This is a genomic window from Lysobacterales bacterium (assembly GCA_016721845.1).
In the GTDB taxonomy this organism is placed as follows: domain Bacteria; phylum Pseudomonadota; class Gammaproteobacteria; order Xanthomonadales; family Ahniellaceae; genus JADKHK01.
On the sequence record JADKHK010000007.1, the window covers coordinates 109270 to 129896 of the forward strand.

The window sequence follows — 20627 nt, forward strand, 5'->3', positions numbered from 1 at the left end:
TGACATCGATCAATCCTGCGTCGATGCTGCCGCGATGAACGAACCCATGACGATCCCAACGGACGCCGTCGAGCTGTGCGCGCAGCTGCAGTCGGGTGTGTCGATTCCGCCGGGCGAACGGCCGCTGGGCGAGGCGATCGCCGAAGTGCTGGGGCTTCCGCCGGCCCTGCGCGCCGACGTCTTCGCGCAGCGCGTGCACGAGATCGCGGCCTGGGTCGCCGCGCATCATCCGGAGCGTCCGTGGACCTGCGAGTACTACCGCGGCACCGATGCATCGCACGTGTTCCGGGGTGGTGTCGGACATTCGCTGGTGATCGATCCCGAGGGGCGGCTCTGGCGCGCGCGCAGCTACGAGGATTTCGACACGACCTACGACATCACCCCGCAGACCTGCACCATCGCCACGCTGACGCCGCTGTACCCGCAGATGCGCGAGTACCGGCCGCGATGAATTCATCCGTGCGCCTGCCCGTCACCGGGGTCGTCATCGCCCTCAATGAAGCCGATCGCATCGGTCGCTGCATCGCGTCGCTGCTGCAGGTGTGCACGCGCGTGGTCGTGCTCGATTCCGGATCGAGCGATGACACGGCTGCAGTCGCGCGCGCGGCGGGTGCCGAGGTCCTGCATCAGGACTGGCTCGGCTTCGCCGGCCAGAAGAATGCCGCGATCGCGCAGGCGCGCACCGACTGGGTGTTGCTGCTCGATGCCGACGAATGGTTCGAGCCCGACGCGCTCGCGCAGCTCGATGCGTTCCTGCGCAGCGACCGCATCGCCGCGGCTGACGCTTGGGAACTGCCGCGCCGCACGATCTTCCTCGGACGTCCGCTACGCCATGGCGGCTGGGGCCGCGAATGGTTGCCGCGCCTGTTCCGAAGTGAGCTGCGTTATCGCCCGGACACGGTGCATGAGCGCCTCGATCTCGACGGCCGTCGCAGCGACAGCCTCGATGTCCGTTTCGAACACGTGCCGGTGCGCGATCTCGACGAGCACTACCGCAAGCTCGCGCGTTACGCCGCGCTCTGGGCCGAAGGTCGCGCCGCACTCGGCAAACGCGCCGGCTTCCTCGACCTGTACACGCACCCTTTGTTCTATCTGCTGAAGAACTATCTGCTGCGCGGCGGTTTTCTCGATGGTCGCGAAGGCGCGGTGTTCCATCTCGCTTACGCCGGCTACACCCACGCAAAATACGCGCGACTGTGGGCACGTTCGCGATAGGGCACGGGCAAGGTCGCGGGCGCCGTCGCGCGATCCATCGCATCACCCGCGGTCGAGCGGGCTCAGCAGTCCCGCCGGGCCACGGTTCAGCACATGCGTGTAGATCTGCGTCGTCGCGAGGTCGCTGTGTCCGAGCAGTTCCTGCACGGTGCGGATGTCGGCACCGGATTCGAGCAGGTGCGTGGCGAAGCAGTGGCGCAAGGTGTGGCAACTGGCGCCACGATCGATGCCGGCCTTGTTCAGGGCGCGCTTGAAGGCGCGTTGCAGCAGGTCGGGATCGAGATGATGACGGCGCTCGATGCCCAGGCGCGGGTCGATGCTGCGCGAGGCCGCCGGGAACACGTATTGCCACCCGGTTTCCTGTGCCGCGTTCGGGTACTTGCGCGCCAGCGCATGCGGCAGGAACACCGCGCCACGGCCGTCGCGCAGGTCCGCGGCATGCGTGGCGAGCGCGCGTGCGACCGCATCTCGCAGCGGTTCGCGCAACTGTTGCGGCAGCATCGTCATGCGGTCCTTCGCGCCCTTGCCGTCGCGCACGACGATGTGGCCGCGCTCGAAGTCGATGTCCTTCACGCGCAGGCGCACGCATTCGCTGACGCGCATGCCGGTGCCGTAAAGCAGGCGGATCATCGCCGCATAGGCCGGTTCCAGCGCGGCGAGCACGCGCCGCACTTCGCCGACACTCATCACCACCGGCAGTCGCGCCGGCCGTTTCGCGCGCACCACCGATTCCATCCACGGCAATTGCACGCCCAGCACCTCGCGATACAGGAACAGCAAGGCCGCCAAGGCCTGGTTCTGCGTGGACGCCGCGACATCACCCTCGACCGCGAGCCGCGAAAGAAACGCCTCGACCTCGGGTCCGCCCATCTCGCGCGGGTGGCGCTTGCCGTTCGCGAGGATGAAGCGGCGGATCCAGCCGCAATACGCCGCCTCGGTCTTCAGGCTGTAGTGCTTCACGCGAATGCGATCGCGCACCTGGTCCAGCAAGCGCGGCGCCGACCCGCCACCGCCCGCTGCGGACATCGCCGACGCACCCGTTATCCCGACGCCACGGTCGCGATAAGACATATCCCTACTCCATCAACGGACATGCCCACATCATCGTCCACGTCCCGCGCCAAGACCTCAGTGCAAGTCGTGATTCCCACTGCGAAATTTCTTGACCCGCTCCTACCACCCGGCACAGACTCGACCGCATATCCCGACGCTTCCGTCGGAGAATTGGCGTTAGATCACTCGTGGCCGTCTCCTGGAACTCGCTAACTTGCACGCCGGATGCCGAGGCTCTTAGCGAGCTCCGGTCGTCTTGGTCTTGGCTGCTGTCGTCGCCTATCGAGCCCGTGCTTTTCCATCTTCGGGGATGTCTTCTTCCGCGCGGGTTCCGCAAGCGGTCTATTGGCTCAACACCGGCACCGGCGAGATTGCGAAGGTGTCTGAAACGCTGGCTGAGTTTCAGGAGTTGCTTGGCTCCGAGAAATCCGCCGAATGGTTCCTACCGACGCTCGTTGAAAAGCTGCACGCCGCTGGAAAGGTTCCAGCATCCGGCCAGTGCTATACCTATGCCGTCATGCCGGTCTTCGCGGAAGGGAAGTTCGAAGAATGGAACTTCAAACCTGTGCCAGTGCGCGAGCACTTCGCGGTCACGGCAAAAGTGTTGAAGGAAATCGCCAATCTTCCCAACGGGGCGAGCGTGCGCCCTCAGCATCGCGGAGTGATCTAACTATGTGCTATGGACTCCTCCCCTACGTCAACCTGATTGATCCTGTTCTGCTTCATCACGGGTGGATCGGTGCAAGCGTCTATCCGTCCTCGAAGTGGCGGGATCATCCGCCGGGACATCATGGAATCCGCAGGTGTGGGGCCTATCGTTCAAGCGACCTCGAGGGTCGACATAGTTATCGGCCTTGCCACACCGCGGCCGAGCCGCTGGTGATGAGGTTGATCTGATCGATCCGTTGACGTGCCGCTCTGTGGTGAAAGGGTGTGGTGCGTTGACTGCGGGTATCGATCAGGCGCTGGTCATCACGATCTCCTGATCGAAGCGTTTGCCGTAGTCGGCATCGAAGCTGCGTGCGTGGTGCCACGTCGCCCAGATGATGCGCACCATTTTGTTCGCAAGGCCGACTGCCGCCTTGTTGAAGCCGCGGCGTTCGGCGAGCGCGACCGCCCAGGCGCGCAAACGATCGAGCGGCTTGCCCGCAGCCTGCGCACGTTTTGCCGCCGCGAGTACCGCACGCGCCCTTGAATCAGCAGCGTGCGGCAATACACGTCGCCGCACTTGCTCATGCGCCCCAGTTGTCGCGTCGATCCGCTCGAATGCTCCTTTGGCGTGAAGCCGAGCCAGCTCGACAGCACGCGACCATTCTTGAAGCGATGAATGTCGCCGACCGATGCGCGCACTGCCGTTGCCGTGACCCAGCCGATGGTCGGCAACTTCTCCAGATCGGCGATCACGCGATCGTCCTTCGCTGTCGACGCGAGTGCACGATCGGCGTCGACGACGCGTTGTTCGAGTGCGCGAATCTCATCGAGCAGCGATGCGATCAGATCGCGCATGCGCTGATCGAGTGCCTCGTGACCAAGCGCCGTGCGCATCGCCTGCTGGCCACGCTCGGCGCCTTCGGGAATCACGATGCCGAATTCGCGCAGCAAGCCGCGCGCGAGATTGATGCGTGCCGTGCGCGTCTCTTGCCACTGCTGACGCGCACGATGCAGCAACTGGATCACCTGCTGCAGCTCGGTCTTGATCGGCACCGGCTTCAGGTCGATGGCACGCGCCGCTTCGATCATCGCCAGGCAATCCGCAGCGTCGGTCTTGCTGCGCCGCACATAGGGGCCGCACGTACTGCGCCGGAAGCAGCGTCACCTGATGACCCAGCGCACTCAGCCAGCGGCCGAAATGATGCGCCGAGCCGCAGGCTTCCATCACCACCCGCACCGGTGCACGGTTCTGCCAGAACGCGATGAACTGCGCACGCGACAGCCGATGTGAATCGATTGCCCTGCCGTCCTGATCAACGGCGAGCACCTGGAACACCGACTTCGCGAGGTCGATGGCGATGGTGGCGACAGCGGGATTACACTTCATGGCGGACTCCTCCGGCGGTGACTGATGCCTCAACACCTTCAGACTGGCACTTCGATGCCGATGCCGCGCCGGGAGGAGTCCATCCCATCATTCAAGCCGACGTCGCTCCGCGACGCGGCTTAACTCAGGCGTTAGACACCAATGCCAACCGTCTTCGTGTACGGGTTCAGAGGCAAGTACACCGGGTCTCCGGTGTACGACTATTCGCATCCCGAGCTCAACGCCACGCACAAATGCATGCTCTTCCTGTCGCAAGAAAGCGATCAGAGCCAGATGCACCTAGCCGGAGCCGAGTGCCTGAAGTACGGCTTCGGCGAGTACGAATTTTCCCGCGCGGGGAGGCTGGACATTGATTCGCTGAACACGGACACCTTTCGCGGCTTTTCGGGGTACTACGAAGAGGCCCTGAGCCAGGGTAGTGCGCTGGTCTTTTATCCCAATGCTTGAGGTTCGCGTGCATGGCCGCGTTAGCGTCTAATTATGTGTTCAAGCCGACCGCCGAGGAAGTTGCTCGCATCATCCAAACACCGTCGCGCGGCGGCGGCATGACACGGCGTTAGATGGCATTTCTCGTGAACGACCCAACACAGAACTTTGCTACGGCCGCGCGAATATTCTGTTCGGGGGTTGAAAGCCCTCCTGGTGAGCCATCGAGCGAGGTGGTCGCTGCGCTCCCGGCATCTCATGCGCCTGTACCGGGCCGCACTCGAGCTTCCGGAGCGCTTCGAGGACTTCGACGCTCCGCGTGTTTCAGACGAGGAATGGAAAGTAGTGTTTCGTCGCTTCGGGTCACTTCCGTTCAACTACTACGCCGAGTGCTTCGATCCCCTAACCGTCCCTTGCGAGGAACCTGTCGTCTCAGATCTTGCGGACGATCTCGCGGACATCTGGAGAGACATTAAGGCGGGTCTGGTGTTGTATGAGACGGGGCACCCTGACGCAGCGGTCTGGGAATGGAAGCAGCATTTTCAGTTCCATTGGGGCATCACGCGGTCGGCGCGATGTATGCGCTGCATTGCTGGTTGGCGCAGAACCCGGACAAAATGCCATCTAACCAGCCGCTCCACCCCGACGCTTCGCGCGCAAGCGCGCTCAGCGCGGGCGAGCGCCAGCCTCCGCCGCGCGGCGGCATGACACGTCGTTAGACCGCAGGGTGAATCAATGCAGCTATCTCTGGACCAGGATTTGCAATCCGCAATGCGACGCACACACTTGGATGGCGCACCTGGGGTCGCTGCCTCTGGCGCCGTGTGGCTAGTGTCTGCGGTAGTGTGTTTCGGATTGGGCGTGCCAAAAGCCGTGTGGGCTTTGTTGATCGGTGGAGCGCTCATTTCGCCCCTCAGCAATGTACTCAAGAAGCTGTTGGGTGCCCCCTCGGAAGCGAAGCCGAACAACGCACTCAACCATTTGGCGCTGGCCACCACGATTTGGCTGATCGCCTGCTGCTTTATGGCCTTTGGCCTGTATCTGCACGACGAGACATGGTTCTTTCCGGCCATGATGCTGACGATCGGAAGTCGCTATCTGGTCTTTTCAATACTGTTCGGCCTAACGATCTATTGGGTTCTAGGCGGCCTGCTCATCGGCGCTGGTGCGTTAGCCTTCTACCTGTCGTCGCCGGCGTTGTACTCGGCGCTCGTCGGCGCAGCAGTCGAGATCGCTTTCGCAGTCATCCTCTTCTCCAGACTCTCACGCCATTGAAAACCAACAAGTTCGCTTCATTGATCCGCGCGATCGGGCTTTTCGGTTGTCTGGCAGCACAGTCTTCGACCTTTGCCGAAACGGCGAAGAGCGAAAACTATCCGCCCGTCGAACGTGCGTCCTTCCATCAGTTGGTCTTCGCAGACGACGACTTCGCGGTCCTCGACAATCTCTATCCGCCCGGTGGCGATTCCGGTTTTCATGCCCACTATCGCGACATCTTCTACGTCGTGATCCAGCCCGGACAGGGCGGCCGCAGCCAAAAAATTGGGGAGCCCATGGCTGCTGTGCCGAAGCCTGTCGCGGGAGACGCCGCATTTGGCGGCCTGGGCGGCGAACCTCGCCTTCATCGGGTGGTGAACGGTGACAAGAGCGCCGCCCAGTTCATCGTCGTCGAGTTGCGCCGCGCCAAACCTCTGGGAAGCACCGCTTCGTCGCGCGAGGACTCGAAGCGCTACACGCAGATTGCGGACAATCCTCGGCTGCGCGCTTGGCGCCTTGTCTTGGAACCAGGCCAGTCTACGGCGTCAATTTCGCAGATCGGCAAGGGCATCCGCATTGTCGTGCGCGGCGGCACCTTGAGCACCATTTCTCCCGGCATGCCTGACCAGATTTTGGCGTTGCGGTCTGGCGACTTTTCAGTTCAGTATCCCGGCTTCACGCGCGCACTCACCAACTCCGGCACCGAAGCGATTGAGTTGGTCGAGATGGAGCTGAAATAGGACCTCTGCCCACTCACCCAGCATTCAAGCCGACGCCTCTTCATTCCGGCGTCAGGCCTCGCAAGACGTACCCTTGGCACACAGGAGTGACCATGAAGATCACCGTCTCGACCGTCGTTGCGGCTCCGTTGGACGTCGTCTGGGCTGCGTACACCACGCCCGATGACATCAAGGTCTGGAACGCGGCCTCGCCGGACTGGCACACCACCGCGTCGACGGTGGATCTCAGGCCGGGCGGCAAGTTCTCTTCCCGGATGGAAGCCAAGGACGGATCCTTCGGATTCGATTTCGCGGGCGAGTACACGAACATCGTTCACCTCGAGCTGATCGAGTACGCGTTCGGCGAGCGCATTGGCAGAGTCGAGTTCAAGGAAGGCCCGGATGGCGTCACGGTGACCGTCACCTTCGATGCCGAGCAGACCCATTCCGAAGAACAGCAACGTGGCGGCTGGCAAGCCATCCTGGACAGCTTCGCGCGCCACGTCTCGAGCAGGTTGGCCTCGCAGTAGCCGCGCCTGCCGCTGCTCAGCTCAAACGTCAGACCGCACACGCAATGGAGATCAAGATGGGTGCTGCATTCTGGGTGAAACGAATCCTGCTGGCGTTCGCCGTGGCGTTCTTTGTTCTTCTCGGCGCAGAGCTCGCGAAGGGACACTCGCAGATGGCGGCACTTCAATTTGCCGGGTTGTGGGGCGTTGCCACCAGCGCGATCTTCACCCTCGCCAGCTACCGCCGCTACAGGCGCAATCCGGCATGCTGGCTTGGCGTCACCGCGAGGTCCGACAAACCAATCAAGCCGAAGCCGCTTCGCGGCGCGGCTTGACTCAGGCAGCACGCTCGCGTCGTCGAGCGGCACTTCAATATCAAGGATGGCCGACCATGCAGCTCTTGCTTGCCACTGCCGCAGTTCTGGCGACCGTCACCGGCGTGGTTCACTCTGTGCTGGGTGAGCGCCTGATCTTCCGTCACCTGCGTGCATCCACCCTCGTTCCTTCGCTTCCGGCGAAGCCGCTGCAGGGGCGGCATGTGCGCATTCTCTGGGCCACCTGGCATCTGGCGTCCGTTCTTGCCTGGGCGTTCGCGGCCTTGCTCTGGATGCTTGCGACGCATCCCGAGGCGGTGTTGTCGTCGCGGTCGATCCTTGCTGCTGCGACGGCGGCCTTTCTGGCAGGCGCGCTCCTCGTCCTTGTCGGCACCCGCGGTCGTCATCCGGGCTGGGTCGCACTCGCCGCAGTCGGCATCCTGTCGGCGGTGACCACGAGTGGCACCTGAGCACTCACCCGAGCCGGCGTCGCCCATGGTCCGCCCCGTGCTTCCGGGCTTGGACGACATCGTCGCGTCCTATGACCGGGCGACGTGGGGCCGATCATCGAGGGTCACTACGCGCTGGCCGAGCGGGCGGGCGGTCTGGCGGCGCTGGTGCCGCTGTTGGTGATGGCGTTTCGAAAGATCAAGTCGTTCAAGGGACGCAAAGTCATCCTGCACTTCATCTTGCCCTACGTGCGCTGCACGCGCGAGGTGCTGGACATCGGCCTGTTCGCGTTGGCGGACAAGTCTCGGGTCGTCCGGGAAGACGCGCTCGCGCTGATTGCCTATTCGCTGGACGAACGCGCAATGCCGGCCCTGATCGCCCATGCCGATCATGCCGATCAGCGCGACCGCGATTCCGCCCACGCCGCAATCGACGCGATTCGCAATCGGAACCACCACCTGTTCCTGGATCGGGACCATGCCGGCAATGTCGTGTGGCGCGTGACCGATGCGTGTGGAAAGATCGCGACCTGAGTCCGCGCCGGACCCGAACACCGGCCGCAGCCCGCGCCGATACTGGAGGTCCTCGATGAACATCCTGTTGTGGGTCCTGCAGGCGCTGGCCGCGCTGCTGTACGGCGCGTCGGGGGTCATGAAGGTGTTCATGTTCGAGCAGATCAGCGCGGATGTGCCGTCGTTCGGCGCCTTGCCGCGGGAGGTCTGGATGGCTCTTGGCGTCATGGAGCTCGTCTGCACGGTCGGGCTGATCGTTCCGGCCGCCTTCCATTGGCAGCCGCGACTGACGGTGCTGGCGGCCGCGCTGCTGGCGATCGAGAGCCTCGTGTTCATCGGCGTGCACGTGAAGTACCACGAGCTCGGGTCCATCCTGTTCAGCGCCGTGCTGGGCCTCGCCATGGCATTCATCGCCTACGGCCGGATGGTCCTGAAACCGATCCTGTGAGCGCGGTGTCGGCCGGTGAGCGATGGCTTCGAGGGCGACGGGCGGTTATCGTCGCCGGCACGTCGACCCGTTGCGAGCGCCCATGACCGGACCCGCGTTTCCCGACCTGAAAGATGGCGCCCGCTGCCAGGTGGTGGGCGGGACACACGCCGGCAAGTCCGGCATGGTCACCGACATCCACACCAGCAAGACCGGGCACGTCACCCTGACCGTCGTGCAGCGGGATGGCGTCCGCTTCAAGACGCTCGCGAAGAACGTGCGAATCATCGGCGCGACGTGAACGAACTGCGGCCCGAACCCGCATCCGCGCGGATGCCGGTGTCGGAAGGATGAATCCTGATCGGATCGGGAGTGGGCCCATGCTCAAGACCTACCAAGGCAGTTGCCATTGCGGCGCGGTCCGCTTCGAGGCCGACCTCGACCTCGCCCAAGGCACCTATCGCTGCAACTGCAGCATCTGCAGGCGCACGCGCTTCTGGCCGGCGGTCGCGCGCGAGGGCGGATTCCGCCTGCTGGCCGGCGAGTCGGAATTGACGAAGTACCTGTTCCACTCCAGGAAGAACGAACACTACTTTGCCGTCATTGCGGCGTGCGCGCGTTCGGCATCGGCACCGAGACACCGATCGGCCGGATGTACGGGGTCAATCTCGGCTGCCTGACCGACATCACCGACGAGGAATTGTCGACAGCGCCGATCACCTATGTCGACGGGCGCAACGACCAGTGGCAGCAGGCGCCCGAATTCTTCGCACACCTGTAGCCGTTGCGATTGCCGTACGGTTCGGGCGAGCACCGCCGCGTAGGGGACACGATCATGAATGATGATCCGCTGTATCACGACGGCATGCGCGCGCTGCAGGACGCGCGCGAGACCCGGGCGCTGGCCGACCGCTTGGCGCAGGTCACCGTGCGTGCGACGTTCACGCCCGAGGATCGCGGCTTCATCGAGACCCGGCCGATGTTCTTCATCGCCACGGCCGATGCGCGCGGCCATCCGGATTGTTCCTGCAAGGGCGGCTTGCCCGGCTTCGTGCGCGTGCTCGACGAACGCACGCTTGCCTTCCCCGACTACGACGGCAACGGGATGTACCGGACCCGGGCAACATCGGCGTGAATCCGCATGTCGGACTGCTGTTCCCGGACTTCCAGACGCCGAAGCGGTTGCGCGTCAACGGCACTGCGACGGTCCACGCCGACGATCCGTTGCGTCAGGACTTTCCGGGATCGGTCTTCATCGTCCGCGTCGCGGCCACCCGGATCTTCCCGAACTGTCCGCGTTATCTCCACGCCATGCCGCTGGCCGAGTACTCGGCCTATGCGCCCCGGGCCGACTACACGCCGCCGGTACCGGCGTGGAAGACCTTCGAGGCCTTCCGCGACGCCTTGCCGGCACGCGATCGCAGCGACGACACCAGGGCTGAGCCGGGTGGCGCCGCCTCAGTCGGTGCGCAAGGCCGCGATCGGGTCGAGGTCGGCGGCCTGGCGGGCCGGATAGACGCCGAAGGCGAGGCCGGTGAGGGCGCAGACGAGGGTCGCCGTGAGCACCGGGATCGGCGCCCAGCCGACGGTCCAGCCGGCGAGCCAGGCGATGGCGTAGGCGAGCACGCCGCCGAACACCAGCCCGAGCAGGGCACCGACGCCGCAGATCAGCGCTGCCTCGCGCATGAACTGTTCGATCACGTCGCGGCGACGCGCACCGAGCGCGCGCAGCAGCCCGATCTCGCGTTTCCGCTCCAGCACGTTCGCCAGCATGATGTTCATGATGCCGATGCCGCCAACCAGCAGCGATACCCCGGCGATGGCGGCCATCACGATCCGGAAGATCCGCTGCGTTGCCTGGTGCTGCTGGTAGAGCTGGGCCGGCACGATCAGCGTGTAGTCCTTCTGTCCGGCATGGCGCTGGTCGAGCATTGCCGACAGCACCTTCGAGCCGTCGACGATATGCGCGGGATCGTCGAGCTGCACCAGGAAACGGTCGATCTCATCCTCCATCGGCTGGAAGCGCAGACGCGCCAGCGCCGACCCCAGCGGCACGAAGACACGATTGCTCTCGAGGCCGAGTTGCACGCCTTCGAATTGGTCCTTGCTGAGATCGCGATCCGTGAGCACGCCGATCACCTCGAACCAGGCGTGGTTGACCTTGACCAGTTCGCCGACCGCGCTGCGGCCCGGAAACAGGGTCTTCGCGGCCTGATGGCCCAGCACCGCGACCGCCGCGAGGCGATCATCATCGCTGTCATCGAACGCACGTCCCTGCGCGACCTGCAGCGAGGACAATGCGAAGTAGCCGGGCGTGACGCCGCTCGCGACCGCGTCGGACTTGCTGAATTCGCTGAGCACCGAATGGGTCTTGATCGCCTTTTCCGCAGCGATGCCGGTGGCGCCCGGCACCACGTCGAGCGCGGCGTCGGCGTCGGCGCGGGTGAGGCCGAGACTGCGTGCGCGCATCTCGCGCAGTGCATCTTCGTCCGGTGGCGACTCGGTCTTCGCGATCAGGTTGCGCAGTCCGAGGCCTTCGACCAGCTTCAGGGCTTCCTGCCGCGAGCCTTCGCCGACGCCCTGCATCGCGACGATCGAGCCGACGCCGAAAATCAGTCCGAGCAGGGTCAGCAGGGTGCGCAGGCGCCGCCGCCACAATTCCTCGACGGCTTCGCGCCAATGGGTGCCGAAGCCTTGTCCGATCCGATCGAGCAAGGTGCTCATCCCATCCTCCGCATGCCGCCGCCACGGCCGCCGCGCGCACCGTCACCGCCGGGTGCGGCGTAGCGCTTGGCGTCGGGGTCCGCGGCATTCGCAGCCGGCGTCAGGACCACCGCGTCGCCGGCCTGCAATCCCTTGACCACTTCGCTGCGGGCGGTACCGCGCGCGCCGAGTTCCACTTCGCGCTTCGCGACCTTGCCGCCGGCGCGCACCTCGACATAGGTCTTGCCGCCTTCGGCGATCAGGGCCACGTTCGGCACCGACAAGCCCTGGCCGGATTCGCCGGTGTAGACCTCGGCGGCCATGCCCTGTCCCGGCACCAGGCGATATTTCGCCACCGCTTCCGCCGGCACGACGGCTTTCATCAACAGGTACTTCACCGGGTTCTGGCGACTGCGCGACTGCGCCGCGCCGGCGACCCAGCTGACGGTGCTCGCGAATTCCTGGTCTGGGCGACCGAGCGCGTGCATCTTGACGCGTGCGCCGACCTTGACGCCCTGGGCATCGAGCTGGGTCAGCGCGAACTGCACTTCCAGCGCGGCCAGTTCCGGCAAGGCGCCGAATTCCTGGCCGGCCCACATGCTGGCGCCGACCTTGGGTTTCTCGCCACCCCAGTCGGTGTTCAACACGAACACGCCTTCATGCGGCGCGCGCAGCTCCAGCGCGGCCACGTCTTCGCGGCGTCGCCGGGCATTGAGGTCATAGGTCGCGCGCTGCGAATCGAGCACCGCCAGTTCCGCGCCGCCGCGCACGCCGGTCTGTTGTTGTTGCCATTCCAGCGTCTCGTGTTTGTAGCCGAGGAAGGCAGCGTCCTGCACCGCATCGAGAATCTCGTTGCGCGCGAACATGCCGAGATCGGCCCCGGCATAACGCTCGGCGATGCCAAGATCGACGTCGACCTTGGCGATCTCGGCGCCGACCTTGTCCTGCGCGGTCGAGAGTTCGATCTCCTTGCCCATGCGCGCCAGCACGTTGCGGCGCAGGTCGAGTTCGGCCTTGGTCAATTCGAGTTCGCCCTGCGGCGCGATGAAGCGCGCGATCAACTCGCCCTGCTTCACTTGCGAGCCCTCGGGCACCATCCACTCCAGCTGACGTTGCGACCAGCCCTGGCCGGGCACCGACAGGGGCGTGGCCTTGGCCGAACGGACCTCGCCGGTCGCCATCACCCGCAGCGACAGCGCCGATGCCCGCACGACCTCGACCGGCGCATCCAGCGCCGCATCCTGGCCGCAGCCGGCGAGCGCGAGCAGGGGCCACATCCGCATCCATTTCATGGCTGTTTCTCCGTCGCCGCGACCAGCACCACGCGGACCGGCTGACCTGGTTTGAGCGCCTGGCCCTTGGGATCGAAGCTGACCACCGCATCGACCACCGGCACCAGTTGCGAGCGCGACTTGCTGCGCACGGCGCGACCGATCTCGCTGACCTTGCCCTCGATCGCCTGACCAGCGCCGCCTTCGACGATGACCCGGGCCTGCATGCCGACGCTGACGCGCCGGATCTCGGTTTCGGGCACGGCGACGCGCGCGATCAAGGTCGACACGTCCGGGATCTGCGCCACCGACTGGCCACGGAACACCTGCGAGCCGACATCGAATTTCTCGCCCTGCCAATTGCTCTGGTGCAAGATGATGCCGTCGCGCGGCGCCTTCACGTTCAGTTCCTGCATCGCCTTCTGCGAGCGTTCGACTTCGCCGCGCAGCTGCGTCAGTTCCGCTTCGACCAGGCGCCATTCCTGCTTGCGCTGCTCGGCGGCGGCCAGTTCGCGTCGCGTCGCAAGCGCCAGCTGCTTCTCGGCCTGTTCGCGTTCGATCACCAGTTTCTGGTAATCGACGCGGCGCACGATGTCGACCGGCTGGTCGGCCTTGCGCGTGGCCTTTTCGGCATTCGATTTCGCCTGCGCCGTGGCCAATGCCTCGGTCCGCACGCGCTCGGCGAGTTCGAGGCGCAGGCGTTCGCGCTGCGTCTCCTTTTCCTTCAGTGCACTCTGCTTTTCAGTGAGCTTGCGCATCACCTCCGAGCTGTCGAAGGCGGCCACGACTTGATCCTTCTTCACCGGCGTGCCATCCGGCGCGAGCTGGGTCAGGGTGAGCTGCCACAGATCATCGATCGCGGGCGGCGATATCGCGGCACTCTCGCGAGCGGCGATCTCGCCGTCGAAACTGAGTTCGGCGGCTGCCAGCGACAGGCTCGCCAGCAGCAGGCTGGTCGCGATGATCGTCTTCATGACTGGGCGCCCTTCGTGGCGGCGTCCGGCGCGGCCGGCACCGACTCGACGCGCACGCTCGACGCCGGCAACAAGCCGAGGTCGGCCGAGTTCTCCAACGGAATGGTCACGGTGAAATAGCGGCCGGCGCCCATTTCCATCTTCGCTGCGGGCGCACCGGAAATCGCGCTGATGGTGGCATCGAGTTTCAGGTCGGGGCGCGCATCGAATCGCAGGTGGACCTTCTGGCCGACGGCCAATGCCGAACGATCGGCTTCCAGTGCATAGGCCTTGATCGTCATCGGGCCGCGGTCGACGATCTCGCCGACCTTCATGCCCGGCCACGCCGAGGAGCCTTCGTCGAAGCGATCGCCGCGCCACGGGTTGAAGCCATGCACGACGACACCGTCGACCTCGGCCTTCACTTCCGCCAGCGCCACCTGGGCCTGGTTGTACAACAGGTCCTGATGCAACTTGTCGATCTCCAGGCGTGCGTCTTCACGACGGCGCGTCACGGCGGCGCTCGCGGCGTCGCGTTCCTTGAGGCGCAGGGCGAGATCGCGCTCGGTGCGCACCTGCTCACCCTGGTAGCGGTCGTAGTCGAGCGCGGACAGGTGCTGCTTCGGAATCGCGGCATCGACCCGGGCCTTGCGGAACAATGCATCGGCATCGACCCAGGCCCGCTCGGCGTCGATCGCGGCGACCGTCAAGGTCGCGATCTCCTGCGCCGCCCGAGCCTCGGTCTGCTCGATCTGCGCGGTCAGGGTCTGGATCATCGCCGCGCTCGCACCGGCATCGATGCGCACGACGACATCACCGCGCTTCACCGCCGACCCCTCCGACACGTAGTAGCGCAACACGACCGGCGAGGTGTTCGAGGGCGGGCAGTACACCGGCTGCGCATTCATCGCGACCACTTCGCCGCTGAGGATGACGCGCGACGTCGGGTTGGCGAAGACCGAGCTGCAGCACAGCACCCACAACAGCAAGGCAGGAGCGCATCGTTCAACGTTTCGCATCGGATTCCACCAGGCCGTCGCGCAGGCGCACATGGCGCGGCACACGTGCGGCGATGTCGTTGTCGTGGGTGACCAGGACGATGGTCTGGCCCTGGGCATGCAGTTCCTCGATCAGGCCGAGTACGTCGGCCGCGCTCTTTGAATCGAGGTTGCCGGTGGGCTCGTCGGCGAGCAGCAGGGCCGGGCTCAGGATCAGCGAACGGGCAATCGCCGCACGCTGCATCTGGCCGCCGGAGAGCTGGGTCGGGCGATGATCCATGCGGTCGGCCAGGCCGACGCGCGCCAGCAGGTCGCGTGCGCGCGCACTCACGTCCGGCTTCGGCTCCCGCGTGAAGCGCAGCGGCAGCAGGACGTTCTCCAGCACCGTCAAGCGCGGCAGCAGGTGGAAGCTCTGGAAGATGAAGCCGATCTTGCGGTTGCGCACGGTGCTGATGGCCTCGTCGTCGAGGCGCGAGACTTCCTGTCCATCCAGCACATACGAGCCCGAGTCGGGCTTGTCGAGACAGCCGAGCACGTTCAGCAGGGTCGATTTCCCCGATCCCGAGGGTCCCGTGATGGCGACGAATTCGCCGGCGTCGACGTGCAGGGAGACATCGTCGAGCGCCCGCACTTCGGCGCCGTGCATGTCATAGGTACGGGAGATGTGTTCGACCTGGATCACTGCGACTTCCCTGTAGCGAATGGCTACAGACCATGGGGACGCGGAAAGGTTCCGCAACGGCTGCAACGCCGGAACCGCCAGAGGTCATGCGACGGGATGGGGCGTTGGTGCATCGGGGCGGGTGCGGGCTAATCGATGGTGGGCAAGACCGACACCACTTCCTTCACCGTGGTCATGCCGCGCGCGATCAATTCGGCGCCAGCCATGCGCAGCGGGCGCAAGCCGTCGCGCAGGCAGGATTCGCCGAAGGCGGGGAGGTCGATGTCGGCGCGGATCTCGCGGCGCAGCTTCGGCGTCATCGTCAGCATCTCGTAGACCGCGGTGCGACCGTAGTAGCCGGTGTGGCGACAATCGTCGCAACCCTTGGCGGTGCGCGCATGCGTCGGCAAAGGCACGTCGAAACCGCGGGTCAGCGCCTGCCATGCCCCCGGGTCGACCGCCACCGGCGTCTTGCAGCGCGGACACAGCGTGCGCGCCAGGCGCTGCGCGACGATGCCGTTCACCGTGCTCTGGATCAGATAATGCGGGACGCCGAGATCGAGCAGGCGGGTGACCGCGCTCGGCGAATCGTTGGTGTGCAGGGTGCTCAGCACCAGATGCCCGGTCAGCGCGGCCTGCACCGCCATTTCGGCGGTCTCGAGGTCGCGGATTTCGCCGACCATGATGATGTCCGGGTCCTGCCGCAGCAGCGTGCGCACGCCGGCGGCGAAGGTCAGGTCGATCGAGTTCTGCACCTGCATCTGGTTGAACGCGGGCGCGATCATCTCGATCGGATCCTCGATCGTGCAGACATTGATCGCGGGCGTCGCCAGATGCTTGAGCGTCGAATACAGGGTCGTGGTCTTGCCGGAACCGGTGGGGCCGGTGACCAGCACGATGCCGTGCGGGCGTTCGATCATCTCGCGCCACTGCGCTTCGTCGCGCGGGTTGAAGCCGAGCTCCGAGAAATTCTTGACGACCACGTCCGGGTCGAAGATGCGCATCACCACTTTCTCGCCGAATGCGGTCGGCATCGTCGAGATGCGCATTTCGACTTCGCGGCCGCCTGGCGAGCGGGTCTTGATGCGGCCATCCTGCGGGCGCCGGCGCTCGGCGATGTCCATGCGCCCGAGGATCTTGATGCGCGATACCACCGCAGCCATCACTGGCGTCGGCAGTTCGTAGACCTTGTGCAGCACGCCGTCGATGCGAAAGCGGACTGCGCTCATCTCGCGCCGCGGTTCCAGGTGGATGTCGCTGGCGCGCTGCTCGTAGGCGTACTGCAGCAGCCAGTCGACGATGCGCACGACATGCGAGTCCTCGGCACCGAGTTCGCCGGACTTGCCGAGTTCGACCAGCATCTCGAAGTTCGGCATGCCGCGCGGGTCGGCCGTCTCGTTGCCGTCCCGCGCCTTGCGCACGCTGCGCGAAATGCCCGCGAATTCCATCAGGAAGCGGTTCACGTCGAGCGGGTTCGCGACGACGCGGCTCACCTTGCGCCGCAGCAGGCGTTCGAGATCGGGTAGCCAGCGCGCGTCGAAGGGTTCGCTGGTGGCGATCGTCAGGGCATCGGCGCTGACGTCGACCGGCAGGATGCGATAACGCGTGGCATAACTCGGGGCGACCACTTCGCCGACACGGGCGATGTCGATCTTGGTCGGATCGATCCGCAGGTAGGGCAGGCCGGCCTTGTGCGCCAGCCATTCGGTCAGCGCTTCCAGCGTCAGGTAGCGACCGGGCTCGCGCGGGTCGGGCAGCTTGGCGTTCGCGATCAGGATCAGCGGATGCAGCTCGCCGCGACTCAGGCCCTTGCCGATGCGGATGGTCTTCGCCGCTTCGCCGGTCACCAACTGGTCGACGATCAGCGCCGCCAGCACTTCGTCCAGTTCGACGCGCTTGCCTTCCGAAAACCTGCTCGTCGTGAACGCCGCGCGGCCTTCCATGGGCTCCGACTTGGGAGATTCGTGCTTGCTCATCGCTGGATTTTCCGCCGGGCGCAGCCTGCGCCGCGGCTATACTACGGCGCTTTTCGCCCCAGACCGGAATCCCCATGACAGGCCCCACTTTCCAGGACGTGATCCAGACGCTGAACCGCTATTGGGCGGAGCAGGGTTGCGTGCTGATCCAGCCGCTCGACATCGAAGTCGGTGCCGGCACCTTCCATCCCGCGACCTTCCTGCGTGCGCTCGGCCCGGAGCCGTGGCGTGCCGCGTACGTGCAGCCGTCGCGGCGCCCGACCGATGGTCGCTACGGCGAGAACCCGAATCGTCTGCAGCACTACTACCAGTATCAGGTCGCGTTGAAGCCGAACCCGACCAACATCCTCGACCTCTACATCGGCTCGTTGAAGGCGCTCGGCATCGACCCGCTGACACATGATCTGCGCTTCGTCGAGGACAACTGGGAATCGCCGACGCTCGGCGCCTGGGGTCTCGGCTGGGAGGTCTGGTTGAACGGCATGGAAGTCACGCAGTTCACCTATTTCCAGCAGGCCGGTGGTCTTGATTGCAAGCCGGTGACCGGCGAGATCACCTACGGCCTCGAACGCCTGGCGATGTACCTGCAGAACGTCGACAACGTCTATGACCTGGTCTGGGTGCAGGGCCCGCAGGGCACCGTCACCTATGGCGATGTCTACCACCAAAACGAAGTCGAGCAGAGCACCTACAACTTCGAACATGCCAACGTCGATGCCCTATTCGCCTGGTTCGATACCTGCGAAGGCGAGGCGCTGAAGCTGGTCGAGAAGAACCTGCCGCTGCCGGCCTACGAGCAGGTGTGCAAGGCCAGCCACAGTTTCAACTTGCTCGATGCCCGCCGTGCCATCAGCGTGACCGAACGCCAGCGCTACATCCTGCGCGTGCGCACGATCGCGAAGGCGGTGGCCGAGTGTTACCACGCGCAGCGCGAGAAGCTCGGCTTCCCGGGCCTGAAGCACAAGGCGGCCTGAACCATGACGACACCTATCGCCCCCCTGCTGATCGAACTCGGCACCGAAGAACTGCCGCCGAAGGCGCTGGACGAACTCGCGAACGCGTTTCGCGATGGCGTTGCTGCCGGCTTGAGCAAGCGCGGCATCGCGCACACTGCGCATTCGGTGCGCGCGCTGCATTCGCCGCGCCGGCTCGCGGTCTGGATCGAAGACGTCGCCCTGCAGCAGCCCGAGCAGAAGCTCGAGCGCCGCGGCCCGGCCGCGAGTGCCGCCTTCGATGCCTCCGGCACGCCGACCAAGGCGTTGATCGGTTTCGCGCACAGTTGCGGCGTCACCGTCGAACAACTCGAAAAGATCGATACCGACAAGGGCGCGTGGCTCGTGCATCGCGCCGTGAAGCCGGGTGAGCCGACCGCGACCCTGCTGCCGCAGATCGTCGAGGAGGCGCTGAAGGCGCTGCCGATTCCGAAGCCGATGCGCTGGTCCGACCTCGACTACCAGTTCGTGCGCCCGGCCCATTGGCTGGTGATCCTGCTCGGCACCGATGTCGTGCCGGCCGAGATCCTGGGTCTGAAGTCCGACCGCATGAGCCGCGGTCACCGCTTCCATCATCCGGAGCCGGTGTGGATCAGCAATGCCAACGACTACATCGATGCGCTGCGTGCCGCGAAAGTCCTGGTCAATCCGGCCGAGCGCGCGAATCGCGTGATCAGCGAAGTGCAGCGCGTGGCCGAAGGGCTGGGCGGCCTGCCGCGCCTGCGTCAGGAACTCGTCGACGAAGTGAAGAACCTGGTCGAATGGCCGGTCGGCATCGCCTGCACCTTCGAACGCGACTTCCTGCGCGTGCCGCAGGAAGCGTTGATCATGACGATGGAGTCGAACCAGAAGTTCTTCCCGGTGTTCGACGCGGACGGCAAGCTCACCGAACATTTCATCGGTGTCGCCAACATCGAGAGCCGCGATCCGAACGAGATCCGCAAGGGTTATGAGCGCGTCATTCGTCCGCGCTTCGCCGATGCCAAGTTCTTCTTCGACGATGACCTCAAGTCGCCGCTGGCGGCGCAGCAGGACGCGCTGCAGAGAGTCACCTACCAGCAGAAACTCGGTTCGGTCTGGGACAAGGTCTGCCGCGTCGGCGAACTGGCCCGCGTCATCGCCGAACGGCTGCGCTCGATGCACGGCCTTGGTGTCGATCCGGCGCAGGCGACGCAGGCCGCGAAGCTCGCGAAGTGCGACCTGATGACGCGCATGGTCGGCGAGTTCCCGGAGCTGCAGGGCATCATGGGCCGCTACTACGCGATCGCCCAGGGCGAGTCCGCGGAAGTCGCGAACGCGCTCGACGAGTTCTACCAGCCGCGTTTCGCCGGTGATGCGATCGCGCCGAGCCGTCTCGGTCAGGTGCTCGCGATCGCCGAGAAACTCGACACGCTGGCCGGCATGTTCGCGATCGGCCAGAAGCCGACCGGCAACAAGGATCCGTTCTCGCTGCGTCGCAATGCGCTTGGCCTGGCGCGCACGCTGATCGAAGGTGGGCTGGATCTCGATCTGAATGCGCTGCTGCGCGAAGCCATCGCCGCGATCTCGACCGACGGCCTCGATGCGAAGGCGAACGATCTCTACGACTTCATCACCGACCGCCTGCGCGGCTACTACGCCGACCAGGGTTTGCGTGCTGATGCCTTCGAAGCCGTGCTCGCCGTGCGTCCTTCGAGCCTGCGCGACTTCGACCGCCGCATCCGCGCCATCGACGTGTTCACCAAGCAGGCGGAAGCCGAGAGCCTCGCGGCCGCGAACAAGCGTATCGGCAACATCCTGCGCCAGGCCGGTGAAAAGCAGTTCGCCATCGCCGAGCGCATCGATGCTGCCCTGCTCGATGCCGGCGCCGAAACCGATCTCGCGAACGCGCTCGACGCCGCGATCCGTGACGTCACGCCGCTGATGGCCGAACACCGCTACGTCGAAACGATGCAGCGCCTCGCCCAACTCAAGCCGGTCGCCGATGCCTTCTTCGACGGCGTCATGGTCATGGTCGACGACCCCGCGAAACGCGGCAATCGCCTCAGCCTGCTGCGCGCACTGCGCACGCAGTTTCTGGCGATTGCGGATATCGGGTTGCTCGGCTGATTGTCGTCGCGCAGGGCACGTCGATTGACCGACGTTCTCAATTCGGCTACAAATGTAGCTGAATT

At 65.2% G+C, this 20627-nt stretch carries 23 protein-coding genes and 2 pseudogenes; 17 read left to right on the forward strand and 8 right to left on the reverse strand.

Annotated elements, in window-relative coordinates; genetic code table 11:
* Positions 1-46 precede the first annotated feature (46 nt).
* Together IPP28_04970 and IPP28_04975 are read left to right on the forward strand one after the other, a co-directional pair.
* Complete coding sequence (locus IPP28_04970) at positions 47-451, forward strand: hypothetical protein (GenBank protein MBL0040399.1); 405 nt, start codon at positions 47-49, stop codon at positions 449-451.
* Positions 452-459: 8 nt separating this feature from the next.
* Positions 460-1215, forward strand: a complete 756-nt coding sequence (locus IPP28_04975) for a glycosyltransferase family 2 protein (GenBank protein ID MBL0040400.1) — start codon at positions 460-462, stop codon at positions 1213-1215.
* Between the two features lie 42 nt (positions 1216-1257).
* On the opposite strand, the gene IPP28_04980 is transcribed toward IPP28_04975, so the two are convergent.
* Positions 1258-2286, reverse strand: a complete 1029-nt coding sequence (locus IPP28_04980; GenBank protein MBL0040401.1) for an integron integrase — start codon at positions 2284-2286, stop codon at positions 1258-1260.
* Positions 2287-2530: 244 nt separating this feature from the next.
* On the opposite strand from IPP28_04980, the gene IPP28_04985 reads away from it, so the two are divergent.
* Entirely contained in the window at positions 2531-2938 is a 408-nt protein-coding gene (locus IPP28_04985) for a hypothetical protein (protein MBL0040402.1), read from the forward strand.
* 302 nt (positions 2939-3240) lie between these two features.
* Here IPP28_04985 and IPP28_04990 read toward each other — a convergent pair whose 3' ends face one another.
* Positions 3241-4047 (reverse strand): IS110 family transposase, encoded by an 807-nt coding sequence (locus IPP28_04990; protein ID MBL0040403.1) that lies wholly within the window; start codon positions 4045-4047, stop codon positions 3241-3243.
* A gap of 451 nt (positions 4048-4498) precedes the next feature.
* Between IPP28_04990 and IPP28_04995 the strand changes: the two genes are divergently transcribed.
* From IPP28_04995 to IPP28_05050, 12 genes and pseudogenes are all read left to right on the forward strand, one after another.
* Positions 4499-4753 carry a hypothetical protein gene (locus IPP28_04995; protein ID MBL0040404.1) on the forward strand — a complete coding sequence of 85 codons (255 nt, stop codon included), beginning with the start codon at positions 4499-4501 and terminating at the stop codon, positions 4751-4753.
* A 237-nt stretch (positions 4754-4990) separates the two neighbouring features.
* On the forward strand, positions 4991-5440 hold the full coding sequence (locus tag IPP28_05000) for a DUF5063 domain-containing protein (GenBank protein MBL0040405.1): 450 nt from the start codon (positions 4991-4993) through the stop codon (positions 5438-5440).
* Between the two features lie 153 nt (positions 5441-5593).
* The gene (locus tag IPP28_05005; GenBank protein MBL0040406.1) at positions 5594-6007 is read left to right on the forward strand and encodes a hypothetical protein; all 414 of its coding nucleotides are present in this window, start codon (positions 5594-5596) and stop codon (positions 6005-6007) included.
* The gene (locus IPP28_05010; GenBank protein ID MBL0040407.1) at positions 6004-6729 is read left to right on the forward strand and encodes a hypothetical protein; all 726 of its coding nucleotides are present in this window, start codon (positions 6004-6006) and stop codon (positions 6727-6729) included. Before IPP28_05005 ends, IPP28_05010 begins: the two co-directional genes overlap by 4 nt.
* 92 nt (positions 6730-6821) lie before the next feature.
* Complete coding sequence (locus IPP28_05015; protein MBL0040408.1) at positions 6822-7238, forward strand: SRPBCC family protein; 417 nt, start codon at positions 6822-6824, stop codon at positions 7236-7238.
* Positions 7239-7294: 56 nt separating this feature from the next.
* Positions 7295-7552: a hypothetical protein gene (locus IPP28_05020; GenBank protein MBL0040409.1), complete on the forward strand. Its 258-nt coding sequence runs from the start codon at positions 7295-7297 to the stop codon at positions 7550-7552.
* A gap of 56 nt (positions 7553-7608) precedes the next feature.
* Positions 7609-8001 (forward strand): hypothetical protein, encoded by a 393-nt coding sequence (locus IPP28_05025; GenBank protein ID MBL0040410.1) that lies wholly within the window; start codon positions 7609-7611, stop codon positions 7999-8001.
* A gap of 84 nt (positions 8002-8085) precedes the next feature.
* Positions 8086-8514, forward strand: a complete 429-nt coding sequence (locus tag IPP28_05030) for a hypothetical protein (GenBank protein ID MBL0040411.1) — start codon at positions 8086-8088, stop codon at positions 8512-8514.
* Between the two features lie 55 nt (positions 8515-8569).
* Positions 8570-8941 (forward strand): DoxX family protein, encoded by a 372-nt coding sequence (locus IPP28_05035; GenBank protein ID MBL0040412.1) that lies wholly within the window; start codon positions 8570-8572, stop codon positions 8939-8941.
* An 82-nt stretch (positions 8942-9023) separates the two neighbouring features.
* Positions 9024-9221 (forward strand): KOW motif-containing protein, encoded by a 198-nt coding sequence (locus IPP28_05040; GenBank protein MBL0040413.1) that lies wholly within the window; start codon positions 9024-9026, stop codon positions 9219-9221.
* A 79-nt stretch (positions 9222-9300) separates the two neighbouring features.
* Positions 9301-9701 (forward strand): annotated as a pseudogene (locus tag IPP28_05045) (GFA family protein).
* 54 nt (positions 9702-9755) lie between these two features.
* Positions 9756-10342 (forward strand): annotated as a pseudogene (locus IPP28_05050) (pyridoxamine 5'-phosphate oxidase family protein).
* Between the two features lie 36 nt (positions 10343-10378).
* Here IPP28_05050 and IPP28_05055 read toward each other — a convergent pair.
* The 6 genes from IPP28_05055 to IPP28_05080 all read right to left on the reverse strand — a co-directional run bounded on the left by IPP28_05055 (position 10379) and on the right by IPP28_05080 (position 17449).
* Positions 10379-11644: an ABC transporter permease gene (locus IPP28_05055; protein ID MBL0040414.1), complete on the reverse strand. Its 1266-nt coding sequence runs from the start codon at positions 11642-11644 to the stop codon at positions 10379-10381.
* Positions 11641-12915: a hypothetical protein gene (locus IPP28_05060; GenBank protein MBL0040415.1), complete on the reverse strand. Its 1275-nt coding sequence runs from the start codon at positions 12913-12915 to the stop codon at positions 11641-11643. The genes IPP28_05055 and IPP28_05060 overlap by 4 nt, the downstream gene beginning before the upstream one ends.
* Positions 12912-13868, reverse strand: coding sequence for an efflux RND transporter periplasmic adaptor subunit (locus IPP28_05065; GenBank protein MBL0040416.1), 957 nt, complete (start codon positions 13866-13868; stop codon positions 12912-12914). The genes IPP28_05060 and IPP28_05065 overlap by 4 nt, the downstream gene beginning before the upstream one ends.
* Positions 13865-14866 carry an HlyD family efflux transporter periplasmic adaptor subunit gene (locus tag IPP28_05070; protein ID MBL0040417.1) on the reverse strand — a complete coding sequence of 334 codons (1002 nt, stop codon included), beginning with the start codon at positions 14864-14866 and terminating at the stop codon, positions 13865-13867. The genes IPP28_05065 and IPP28_05070 overlap by 4 nt, the downstream gene beginning before the upstream one ends.
* Positions 14853-15527: an ABC transporter ATP-binding protein gene (locus IPP28_05075; protein ID MBL0040418.1), complete on the reverse strand. Its 675-nt coding sequence runs from the start codon at positions 15525-15527 to the stop codon at positions 14853-14855. The genes IPP28_05070 and IPP28_05075 overlap by 14 nt, the downstream gene beginning before the upstream one ends.
* A gap of 128 nt (positions 15528-15655) precedes the next feature.
* Complete coding sequence (locus tag IPP28_05080) at positions 15656-17449, reverse strand: type II/IV secretion system protein (GenBank protein MBL0040419.1); 1794 nt, start codon at positions 17447-17449, stop codon at positions 15656-15658.
* 107 nt (positions 17450-17556) lie between these two features.
* Here IPP28_05080 and glyQ point away from each other — a divergent pair, with 107 nt between their 5' ends.
* Both glyQ and IPP28_05090 read left to right on the forward strand, forming a co-directional pair.
* A complete protein-coding gene (glyQ, locus tag IPP28_05085) occupies positions 17557-18456 on the forward strand; it encodes a glycine--tRNA ligase subunit alpha (protein ID MBL0040420.1) in 900 nt (299 codons plus the stop codon).
* Positions 18457-18459: 3 nt separating this feature from the next.
* Entirely contained in the window at positions 18460-20562 is a 2103-nt protein-coding gene (locus IPP28_05090) for a glycine--tRNA ligase subunit beta (protein MBL0040421.1), read from the forward strand.
* Positions 20563-20627: the final 65 nt, after the last annotated feature.